The 10,571-nt window shown below is 40.8% G+C and carries 7 protein-coding genes and 6 pseudogenes; 8 read left to right on the top strand and 5 right to left on the bottom strand.

Going from position 1 to position 10,571, the window contains the following annotated elements; all coding sequences use genetic code 11:
• Positions 1–165 (top strand): transposase (locus FFM82_RS12920; protein ID WP_143143456.1); only part of this gene is annotated, 165 nt, incomplete at its 5' end.
• Here FFM82_RS12920 and FFM82_RS12915 read toward each other — a convergent pair.
• Positions 154–282, bottom strand: a pseudogene (locus FFM82_RS12915) (IS30 family transposase); the annotation flags it as partial. The gene FFM82_RS12920 and the pseudogene FFM82_RS12915 sit on opposite strands and share 12 nt — an antisense overlap.
• Here FFM82_RS12915 and FFM82_RS12910 point away from each other — a divergent pair.
• From FFM82_RS12910 to FFM82_RS12900, 3 genes and pseudogenes are all read left to right on the top strand, one after another.
• Positions 273–515: pseudogene (locus tag FFM82_RS12910) on the top strand (heavy metal translocating P-type ATPase); the annotation flags it as partial. The pseudogenes FFM82_RS12915 and FFM82_RS12910 overlap by 10 nt on opposite strands.
• A 176-nt stretch (positions 516–691) precedes the next feature.
• The gene (locus FFM82_RS12905) at positions 692–1,012 is read left to right on the top strand and encodes a thioredoxin family protein (RefSeq protein WP_003643543.1); all 321 of its coding nucleotides are present in this window, start codon (positions 692–694) and stop codon (positions 1,010–1,012) included.
• 23 nt (positions 1,013–1,035) lie between these two features.
• The gene (locus tag FFM82_RS12900) at positions 1,036–1,305 is read left to right on the top strand and encodes a metal-sensitive transcriptional regulator (protein ID WP_003643024.1); all 270 of its coding nucleotides are present in this window, start codon (positions 1,036–1,038) and stop codon (positions 1,303–1,305) included.
• 408 nt (positions 1,306–1,713) lie between these two features.
• Here the strand turns inward: FFM82_RS12900 and FFM82_RS12895 are convergent.
• Positions 1,714–1,929 (bottom strand): annotated as a pseudogene (locus FFM82_RS12895) (helix-turn-helix domain-containing protein); the annotation flags it as partial.
• A gap of 456 nt (positions 1,930–2,385) precedes the next feature.
• On the opposite strand from FFM82_RS12895, the gene FFM82_RS12885 reads away from it, so the two are divergent.
• From FFM82_RS12885 to FFM82_RS12875, 3 genes and pseudogenes are all read left to right on the top strand, one after another.
• The gene (locus FFM82_RS12885; protein ID WP_137646183.1) at positions 2,386–4,857 is read left to right on the top strand and encodes an FAD-dependent oxidoreductase; all 2,472 of its coding nucleotides are present in this window, start codon (positions 2,386–2,388) and stop codon (positions 4,855–4,857) included.
• A gap of 18 nt (positions 4,858–4,875) precedes the next feature.
• A complete protein-coding gene (locus FFM82_RS12880; protein WP_063285102.1) occupies positions 4,876–5,151 on the top strand; it encodes a metal-sensitive transcriptional regulator in 276 nt (91 codons plus the stop codon).
• 241 nt (positions 5,152–5,392) lie between these two features.
• Positions 5,393–6,378, top strand: a pseudogene (locus FFM82_RS12875) (IS30 family transposase).
• 240 nt (positions 6,379–6,618) lie between these two features.
• Here the strand turns inward: FFM82_RS12875 and FFM82_RS12870 are convergent.
• Together FFM82_RS12870 and FFM82_RS12860 are read right to left on the bottom strand one after the other, a co-directional pair.
• Positions 6,619–7,203, bottom strand: a complete 585-nt coding sequence (locus FFM82_RS12870) for a recombinase family protein (protein WP_137646182.1) — start codon at positions 7,201–7,203, stop codon at positions 6,619–6,621.
• 262 nt (positions 7,204–7,465) lie between these two features.
• Positions 7,466–8,524 carry a baeRF6 domain-containing protein gene (locus FFM82_RS12860; RefSeq protein WP_137646181.1) on the bottom strand — a complete coding sequence of 353 codons (1,059 nt, stop codon included), beginning with the start codon at positions 8,522–8,524 and terminating at the stop codon, positions 7,466–7,468.
• Positions 8,525–8,670: 146 nt separating this feature from the next.
• Between FFM82_RS12860 and FFM82_RS12855 the strand changes: the two are divergent.
• A pseudogene (locus FFM82_RS12855) lies at positions 8,671–9,628 on the top strand (IS30 family transposase).
• Here FFM82_RS12855 and FFM82_RS12850 read toward each other — a convergent pair.
• Positions 9,625–10,412, bottom strand: a pseudogene (locus FFM82_RS12850) (IS5 family transposase). The pseudogenes FFM82_RS12855 and FFM82_RS12850 overlap by 4 nt on opposite strands.
• Positions 10,413–10,571 lie beyond the last annotated feature (159 nt).

Raw genomic sequence — 10,571 nt, 5'->3', positions numbered from 1 at the left:
GACCTTAGGCACGGTCAAGTGACCCCGCAACGCTGGGTTATCGAACGCAGTTTTAGCTGGCTAGGAAAATATCGGCGCCTCTGGCGCAATTGTGAGCGAAAGCTGAACACCAGTAAGATGATGATTAGCTTAGCCTTCCTGCGAATACTCTTGAAAAGATTCTAAACACGTTCTTAGTGCTTCATTAACAGTCGCTGTCGTCCGATCTTTTAACCGGTATGCCCAAAGGAACCGTGATTTGCGATCGATTAAAGTTAATAAAACTGCCTTACTATGCCCACGGTCTCGCCAAGAAAACTGTCTCGAACACTCGTGAAAACATCTTCATCGCCATTGCCACCGTGGCCTTCCTACTGATTGGGCTAATCTTCGGTTATATCTACATGGCCAGTGGGATGTTTGTCCATGAAGCTAGTATCTTAGTTGTTATCTTCAACGCTATGCGGTTAATCAATTTCCAAACCAAGTTCGACAAGCACCAACCAACTAAAACCATTCAAGCAGCCACAGCTTAATCAAGTCTCCCCAACTTGGTTACAGGCCTAGCCACCAATAGCGGCCCACCAACTAGTCTTCCCAGCTAGTCGGGGGGCCGCTTTAGGACTGGTCACATCTGGACAAATAACTTGCTTATAAATACCAATGGGGGTATATTGTTTAATGAATAATAATTACTAAGGAGTCATTCAAAATGATTAAAGAAATACATGACCAAGATTTTGCCAAAGAAACAGATACTGGTATCGCCGTTATTGATTTTCGCGCAGACTGGTGCCCACCATGTCGCATGATGGACCCAATTCTTAAGTCCCTTTCTGAAGACCCAGCTTACAAGGATCAGGTCAACTTCGTTTCATTGAACATTGACCATGACCAAGCTACGGCCAGTCAATTCCAAGTTCAAGGAATTCCAACCTTCCTGATTAAGAAAGATGGCCAAGTCGTCAGTCACATGGTCGGAGCACGTCCTAAGCCTGATTTTGAAGCCGAACTCAAAAAAGCACTTGCCTAATTACGAAGGGGGCATCATGAATCATGGCAACTACTGAAGAATATGTCACTAGCAAGCAGATCAAGACCCGGCTGAAACGCTCGGCTGGTCAACTGGACGGCGTTTTACGTATGATGGACGAAAATCGTCCTTGCGAAGATGTCTTGGTTCAACTTTCAGCAGTGAAATCAAGTATCGACAAGGCCATGAAACTCGTCATCGCCCGTAATATTAATAATTGTGTAGATGCGATGACCACGGCTGATGTTCAGAATCTTGAACACTCCTTGGATCTACTGCTAAAAACCAAATAACGCAAAAAAGACGGTGTCGTCAATCTCGCGGTAAAGCGAACCCCCTGATCTGGAGTAAATCCAAACTCAGGGGGTTTATTTTATTCCGAAGAAAACAATTTTTTGCTCCAGATTTATCAATCATTCGTCTCGTGAATTCTCACAAATCTACAAATGTGTTCACACTATATTTGCAGGCCTGTCCTATAAAATGAATGATTCTGATCTCTTACAAACATTTTCTTAGCCGGAGTATTCTGTGCAGAAAATCAAAAATATCTACGCTTTCCAAGCCACCATTAAACCCGGCGAAAGAAGCCATAACTGATCAGAGTAACTATCAAAGTCACAGATTACAATTTTCTGGGAAACAATATCATGAAAAAAATTCATTTAAATCTTCCTAATCATAATACGGAAATTTTTTGTCAAAATATCGCTCAGCTTAGTTTTCCGACCACATCGTGATCGCTTGTATTCGGCATCTGTTTGTGCTAATTCAGCCTGATAAGGTTGACATCGAGATAATTCATAAGAAATTGTTGACGGTGATCGGTTCAGCCGAACGCCCATTTGGATATTGGACAGCCCTAGTTCACAAAAGGTTTTGATTTTAATTCGTTCGGAATAGGTTATACTAGACAAAAGATCAGCTCCTAAAAGATGGGTTTGTGGTAAACACCATTTTAAAGGAAGCTGATCTTTTTTGTCCGAACAGCGTTCGGACAAATTTGCAATCTACCATTTCACGTTCTTTTATAGTAAGATGTTTATAGCTCATACCGGATACCTCGAATTGTTTGATTTGGTCGTTAAACATATTCTACCCGGTATGGGTTTATTTTTTTACTTTGTGTTGCATTTCAATTGTAAATTCGCCAATTAATAACATTCAATTTTTTTGAATGTTATTTTTTGGGGCTAAAAATACATCATCAGGGTATGATGAAAATCTCTGCGTCAAGTGTTACGCACTGTTTCTAGATTGGAATTTTTACAAATACAGTTCAAACAATGGATATGAATGGGGTTGACTTAATATACCGCTGGTGGTATATTTTTTGTGAAAAGAATAACAAAATAATAAATGAGGTGTTCAATATGGCAAAGAAAATACTTATCATTGGTGGTGTTGCAGGAGGCGCTACTGCAGCGACACGTCTTCGTCGTTTAAATGAGGATGATGAAATTATTTTATTCGACAAGGGGGAATACATTTCGTTCGCAAACTGCGGCTTGCCTTATTATATTGGTGGTACTATCAAAGAGCGTGATAGTCTAATGGTCCAAACCGTAGAGGGTATGGAAAAACAATATGGCTTAGATGTCCGTAATTTTTCTGATGTTACTAAGATCGATCCTGAAAAAAATACCGTTACCGTTCATAATACGCAATCAGGTGAGACTTATGATGAAAGTTTTGATGAATTGATCATCTCTACTGGTGCTAAGCCAATCGTGCCTAAAATCAAAGGTTTAGCTGATGCCAAGAATACTTTTACTTTGAGAAATATTCCCGACATGGATCAGATCAAGAAATATATTGCTGATCACAATGTGCAAACTGCCACGATCATTGGCGGTGGTTTTATCGGTCTAGAAATGATGGAAAATTTCAAGCAGCTGGGCTTGAATGTTCAGTTAGTTGAAATGTCATCTCAAGTAATGCCGAACTTAGATTTCGAAATGGCACAACAATTACATTCACAAATCAATTTACATAACGTCAACTTGTATTTGAATGACGGACTAGCAGAATTCCAAAATGATGGCAAAAAATTAATTTTGCAAAGTGGCAAAGAACTTGAGACGGATATGACAATTTTGTCTATCGGTATTACTCCAGCTAACGATTTAGCCAAGGATGCTAAGATCGAGCTGGGATTCAAGAATGCAATCAAAGTCAATAAACAGCTTCAAACTAACTATCCTAATATTTATGCCATTGGTGACGTGATCCAAGTCAATAACTTAGTGGATGGTTCAGAGACCAATATCCCATTGGCTTGGCCAGCTAATCGTCAAGGTCGTTTAGTGGCTGACATTATTAATGGCATTCCGGCAGAATATCCGGGAACACAGGGTACATCTGTTGCCAAAGTATTTGAACTGACGGCAGCTTCAACAGGTGACAACGAAAAAACCTTGCAACGTCAAAATATTCCTTATCACGTCATTCACATTCATCCAAATTCAAGTGCTGGCTATTATCCTGGCGCTAGTCCCATCAATCTAAAACTACTTTATAACGATGACAAGCAGATATTGGGAGCACAAGCAGTTGGAACAAAAGGCGTTGAGAAACGGATCGATGTCATTTCCACAGCAATGAGATTTGGAGCCAAAGTTGACGAATTGAGCTCGATCGAATTGTCATATGCTCCACCATATTCAAGTGCAAAAGACCCAGTAAATATGTTAGGTTACGTGGCTGATAACGAGATCAATCATCGGACTAAGACTATCGAATGGGATCAAGTTGATCGTTTGGTGGATGAGAAAGCTACGATCATTGATGTTAGAAATGACTTTGAATTAACTACCGGTAAGATTCCAAGTAGTAAATTGATCCCGCTCAATCAATTACGCGATCGTCTCAATGAATTACCAAAGGACAAGACGATTTATGTCTATTGCCAGGTTGGGTTGAGAGGATACAATGCCTCAAGAGTTTTAGCTAATGATGGTTTTGACGTGGTCAATATTGATGGTGGTTTCAAAACTTACAAGATCGCTAAATATGAGATCAAGAATAAACCTTTTTCAAAAAATAAAGTCAAAACATCCAGTGGTTCCAGTTCGAACAATTTAAAAACACTACAAGTAGATGCCTGTGGCTTACAATGCCCAGGTCCCATTTTAAAAGTTAAACAACACATGGATAAAATGGACGATGGTCAAAAAATGGTAGTCAAAGCGAGCGATTTTGGCTTTAGCGCCGATATCGAGTCATGGGCCAAAAATACCGGAAATAAAGTTCTTTCCAATGATATTGATGGTGATACAGTAGTTGCTACGGTTCAGAAGGGGCAAGGAGCAAGCACTCCAGTTAAACAAGATCCTGAATTAGCTGCCGAATTAGCTTTAAACGATGGTCAGCTTCATGAAACTAAAGAAGGAGCGACTATGGTAGTCTTTGATGGTGATCTCGACAAAGCACTAGCTTCTTTGATAATCGCTACCGGAGCGGCAGCTATGGGTAAAAAAGTAACCATGTTCTTCACTTTTTGGGGCTTGAATGTTTTGAAGAAAAACAAAGTCAAGAAGCACGGTGTAGCAAAGATGTTCGACATGATGCTACCAAGTGGAGCAGACAAATTACCACTTTCAACCATGAATATGGGCGGTTTAGGCTCAAAAATGATAAAATCAGTTATGAAGAAAAATAACGTCGATCCACTCCCAGTCATGATCAGAAAAGCAAACGACTTGGGTATCAAATTCGTAGCTTGCACAATGAGCATGGGACTAATGGGCGTTAAAAAAGAAGAGCTTTATAGTTTCGTTGAGTATGGCGGTGTCGCCACATATCTTGGAGACACAGAAAACTCCAACCTAAACTTATTCATTTAAGTAGAAAGTAGGAAAATCATGGATACAGTTCGCAGTGAAGAAGAAACAAAGAAAGTCATCAATCGTTTAAGCCGGGCTGAAGGCCAGATCCGTGGCATCCAAAAAATGATCAACGATGACAAAGATTGCATGGACGTAATGACACAGTTAAGCGCCGTCAGATCAAGCATCGATCGCGTAATGGGCATGGTAGTAGCCAACAACTTGAAAGATTGCGTAGAAAATCCAGAAGGTGACCCAGCAGCTCAATCGAAAAAACTCGAACAAGCTATCAACATGATCATCAAAAAATAAAAAGTCAATCAAAAAAGTCATCAAGAATAATTTGATTTGAATTGACGAAATAATTAATCAAAACAGTTAACTACTATAAAACAAACTACAACCACAAAAAGGACCTGAAGCACCCAATGCTTCAAGTCCTTTTTTAATAAACCTTTAATTTACAATCCAAGTGCAACACTAATTGAATAAAAAAAGACCCATAACGGGTACAATGTTTAACGACTAAGAAAAAACACAATGAGTACCCGTTATGAGCTACAAACATCTTACTATATTTGAACGAGAAAGTGTTCTAAAACTTCAAGCAAGAGGGCATTCAATTCGATCAATTGCATATCGGTTAAAACGGTCACCTAGCACCATTTCACGCGAAATCCGGCGCTGTAAAGGAAATTATTCACCAAATGAAGCAGAAAATGATTATAGAAAGCAGCGTGCAAAATGTCATAAACCGCTTTTGCTAGATCAATGTGAAGAATTATGTGAGTTAGTGGCAAAACTGATTCTTGATAGCCATTGGTCACCACAACAAATAGCTAATAGACTAACTCATGAAAACTATTTTTGCGTCAGCTATACAACTATCTATCGCCATATTAAACGGCATAACTTAAATCGACCTTACCATTCACATGGAGATACAGGAATCAAACGGAGGTTGCGTCACAGTGGCCGTATACGTCACCCTAAGGGTGAACGCCGCCATGAGGAAGCAAAAGTTGATTATATATCAATCCACGAGCGACCTAAGTTCATTGATCAGCGTAAACGGATCGGAGACTGGGAAATTGATACTGTGATTGGTCGAACGGGTCACTCCATCCTTTTAACGGTTGTCGATCGGCTTAGTCGGCTTACGTTTATCAAAAAGGTTGCGCAAAAGGACTCGCAGGAGATAAATAAAGGCTTAGTTGAACTGTTAGGGGCCATTCCTAAAGAATTTGTTCATTCTATTACACCAAATCATGGGACCGAATTTCTTCATCTTGATGAAATCAGCGAAAGGTTAGGTGTTACTGTCTATTGGCCGATCCATATTCGCCTGAACAGCGTGGAACAAATGAGAATACAAATGGATTAATTCGGGAATATTTTCCCAAGCGAACAGATATTGATAATTATACGGAACAGGACGTTGAGCACTGCCAAAAGCAGTTAAATCAACGTCCTCGCAAAGTGTTAAACTATGAAACCCCATATGAAGTATTTTTTGACAAACCGTTGCACTTAGTTTGACAATTCGCCATATTTTACGCTCTCCAAAAAAATCATGAATGGTAAAACAACCACCGTACTACTGATAATGTTAAGCATTGTATTTCCAATGGTCTCAAAGTTTAGTTTCATGTTTTTCTCCTTCATATGAAATGTAAGTAATTAAGATAATGTAATATGTTGATGAGACGATATATATTAGTTTATCCTTTCCGCTATGAATGAATATTAAAGTCAAATTGTCTTCGAATTTATCTTTTATCACCTATTGATGCCAAACTTTTTTCGATACCTTATGAAGGTTGTTCGCTTAATTCCAGTCTTACGGGCAACATCTACATCACTCATGCCCGTCTGATAAAGTTTAAAAGCATGTAGTAAGCGGGGATCATCTTCGGTATATTGGGGTTTGCGCCCATGATATTTCCCCTGCTGTTTGGCCAGGAAAATCCCCTGTTGTTGACGCTTAATAATCCGCTTCCGTTCACTTTCGGCCTGATACTTATACAGTTCAATGATTAAGTTAGTCATCAGTTGACGCAAGTTAGGATCCGCAATCCCCGTCATGGACGGCAAATTCAACACATCTAGGGTGGCACCTTTGTTCTGAATGGTGTTCATAATCTTAGTTAAGTCCTGGTTGTTTCGGCCCAAGCGGTCTAATTCAGTAACCAGGACAACATCGCCTTCACGGATATAGGCCAGCATTTTTTGCAGTTCTGGCCGATTAGTGTTAGCCCCACTTAATTTATCCGTAAATAATTTATCAACGTCTTTTAAAGCCGCTAACTGTCGATCTAAATGTTGCTCCTTGGAACTCACACGCGCATAACCGATTTTAGCCATTTCCAGCTCTCCTTTTGGACAGTTCTAATGAACACTTGTAATTCCTAGTATAGCACAGAAATAAAAAAGGCCACTAGGGTATACCCTATTGGCCTTTTTTGATCCATTATCAATGGCTTTTTAAATTAGGGCCTAGTACTTTTGGAATGGAAATACTTTCCAACACCAAAAATTCTAGACCCATTATTTTTTGGTGGTTTTCGCAAATCATCAAAAAGCTCACAGAACAGCCCCGTTTAGGCGTGCTCTGTGAGCTTTTCGATTAATAAGTTGTTGCTTCCAATAAGGCTGGTGATTGTGGTTCTTCTTGTTTAAGAACAACCACCTGACTGTTAATCTTTAAGGCACGAGAGATAATTCGGTTGATGTCATTGTATAGGTGGTCATCGACGCTATTGGATAGGTTACCAACGTTAACAATCAGCTTGTTTAGTTGGTTTGTATCAATTGCTTGGTCAATTTCAGCTGTGTCAGTTAATACCCGCTTGTTATTAATGGCAGCAACATCGTCAGTGATTGTTTCAACCTCTTGTTCACTGATTTCGTTGCTAGTGGTCTTTTCAATTTGGGCATTTGTTAAGTCCGTTGGGGATTTGCTAATTTGAATTTCAGATAGAGACAGCTTTTCTGAAATTCGTTTGAATAATGCCAGATTTTTAGGTAATCCCATTAAGACGATTGGAACAGTTAAGTCAATAGTTTCAACCAGATACTTATTGATTTCGCGGTAGTAACGCTCTAAATCAATCTGTTTTTCCTTGCTTGTTTCATTGTGGCCATGGAAAGTTGTTGAACCACCTTGACCAATAAGGTTAAGTTCACCACCACGTTTTTCTGATCCTAATGTTTCCACTAGGTCGGTTGGGGCGTCTGCATCTAATTTCACGGGTGCAACTGTTTTATCAACAATTTTGAATAGTCTGAATGATGTTCCCTCTAACGCTAACAGGTAATACATCTTGTTTGGTTGCTCACGTAAAATAGATAGTAAGTCGGGATATTTGCTAATTGTTAACTTTACTTCGTCAACAGTTGTCCGTGGTAAAACGAACAACTCTAAAGTATTACCTTGAATGAATAACGTTATCCCTTGGTATGGTAGGTTCTGATCAATTAAGTTGTCTACCTGACGTTCAAGCTCTTTATAGTTTAATTCAGGGTGTTCCATAGAATATTTTTTAATTTCTGTAAGCGCACTCTTTAAGTGCAGACGCTCATCTTGTTGGTATTTTAATTTATTTAAATTAATACTCAAGGTGAGTACATCTTCATTCGGAGTCAGTGTCTTCGGCAAGTTTTTCAGTGTAATTAGTTTTGTCATTTATGTCACGCTCCATTTGTTTGTATAACTTTATTATGACGGATTTACAATTCAAGTGCAACAAATTAGTCAAATAGAAAAGTCTCATAGCCTGAGTCCTTGTAAAACGGAATCACCACAAGACCAACTACAAGGAGAACTCGACTATGAGTCCGTACACCCATCTTACCTTAAAAGGCCGTGAATCGATACTGCTTGGTATCTCTACAGGCAAAACTCTTGATACCATCGCCAAAGAGATAGGTCGTTCCAAGAGTACAGTCAGCCGTGAAATTGCACGTAACGGCGGCTGGCGGAGCTATTCGGCAGCCACCGCTCAGGACCGCTACCGGCGGGTTCGCTTGGCTAGCAGGCGTCCTCGGATCCTCGATCGACCGGGGACTCGTGACGCTGTCATTCGATATATCACGGTGCTACATTGGTCGCCTGAGCAGATTGCCGGTCGCTTGTCACTAGAAGGCAGTCCTATTCGCATCAGCTATTCGACTATCTACAGAGGTATCTACCTAGATAATCTCGGCGTTCCATTGAAGAGCCATGGTGCTCGCGGGCTACCAAGGCTGCTTCGACACCGAGGCAAGACGCGCAAAATCAAAGGCACCATAAATGAACGCCGGGGGCGCTTCATTTATGGTGCCATCAATTCACGACCGACCCCGGTCGGCAGAAAATCGCAGCTGGTTTGGTCACTGGGAAGGCGATACAGTACGCGGTAAAACAGGACACTCTGCATTAGTAACATTAGTTGACCGTAAATCACGCTATCTGCTTTCGAAGCGAACGGCCAACGCAAAAGCTGACACTGTTAGAGACGTCATGATTGAGCTGCTTGGTGCCTTACCAGCTAACCGAGTAAGAACAGTGACTCCTGACCGTGGAAGGGAGTTTGCCCGGTACAGGGAGCTGGCAGAACGTCTGAATACAAAGGCCTTCTTTCCTGACCCACACGCGCCTCAACAACGAGGAACTAACGAAAACACCAACGGACTGATTAGAGAATACTTTCCCAAGGACACAGACCTAGACCTTCAGAGCGACCAGGAAATTGAGACTTACATTGAACAACTGAATAATCGACCACGCAAGGTCTTAGAACCCGTCTAGTATCTTTTAAGAACTATCTTCAGGAAGGCCAATACAACCATTTGAAGGCTGCTGTTAAGGGCACGTTCACAGTTTTTCCAAAGTCGCCGACATTTGTCTAGCCAACTCCATGAACGTTCAACGATCCATCGTTGCGGTAACACCGTGAACATATGCAACTCGTTGCGTTTAGCTACCGTCGTCTTAGCATTCAAAATGAGCTTCACCTGATCCGCAAAGTCATTGCCAGTGTAGCCACCATCAACCATGACATGCTGAACCAGCTCTAAATTTTAGCTAGCCAAACTAAACATAGCCAATGCACCTGAACGATCTGATACATTAGCTCGTGTCACGAGAATGGATTGTGGTAAACCATTAATATCAACCGCCATATGACGCTTAATCCCTGAAATCTTTTTGCCGCCATCGTAGCCACTATTTTTCGTTAAATCAGTGGTTTTAACACTTTGAGCATCAACAATCACAAACGACGTTCGGGCCGATCGGCCCTGTGCAAAGCGATAGGAAGCAAGAGTTTTTTTAAAAGCCTTTCTAATAGCGAATCAGCTGTCGGGTCTGGTTTATCTCGCCACATATCGTAATAGCGGTAGATAGTGTGCCATTCCGGGAAATCGTGCGGTAATTCACGCCATTGACACCCTGTAGTAAGCGAGTAAAGGATGGCATTGAATACGTCATAAAGATTATAACGACGCGGTCTTGTATGCTTACGGAAGTTTTCTAAATCAGGTTGTATTAACGCAAATTGCGCTCGAGAAATATTGCTTGGATAATCTGGCATGACAAACTCCTTAGTCGGTTTTCCACAATTCTACCAGATTCAGCAGATACTAGACAGGTTCTTAAAGGTTTTGTTTACCTGGTCTCTTTGATAGACCATACACAAGGCTGGCAGCTATACGTAACTAATCGAGCACGCTCTACGTACCAAATTTTTCTC

The sequence above is a fragment of the Lactiplantibacillus plajomi genome, from assembly GCF_005405405.1.
GTDB classification, from domain to species: domain Bacteria; phylum Bacillota; class Bacilli; order Lactobacillales; family Lactobacillaceae; genus Lactiplantibacillus; species Lactiplantibacillus plajomi.
Note: the sequence above shows the minus strand (reverse complement) of the source record. Positions and strands in the feature narration are given on the sequence as shown.

Bases quoted from the DNA above. Each gene is read 5' to 3' on its own strand.
- FFM82_RS12905 (WP_003643543.1), top strand. From the start codon at position 692: ATGATTAAAGAAATACATGACCAAGATTTTGCCAAAGAAACAGATACT.
- FFM82_RS12900 (WP_003643024.1), top strand. From the start codon at position 1,036: ATGGCAACTACTGAAGAATATGTCACTAGCAAGCAGATCAAGACCCGG.
- FFM82_RS12885 (WP_137646183.1), top strand. From the start codon at position 2,386: ATGGCAAAGAAAATACTTATCATTGGTGGTGTTGCAGGAGGCGCTACT.
- FFM82_RS12880 (WP_063285102.1), top strand. From the start codon at position 4,876: ATGGATACAGTTCGCAGTGAAGAAGAAACAAAGAAAGTCATCAATCGT.
- FFM82_RS12870 (WP_137646182.1), bottom strand. From the start codon at position 7,203: ATGGCTAAAATCGGTTATGCGCGTGTGAGTTCCAAGGAGCAACATTTA.
- FFM82_RS12860 (WP_137646181.1), bottom strand. From the start codon at position 8,524: ATGACAAAACTAATTACACTGAAAAACTTGCCGAAGACACTGACTCCG.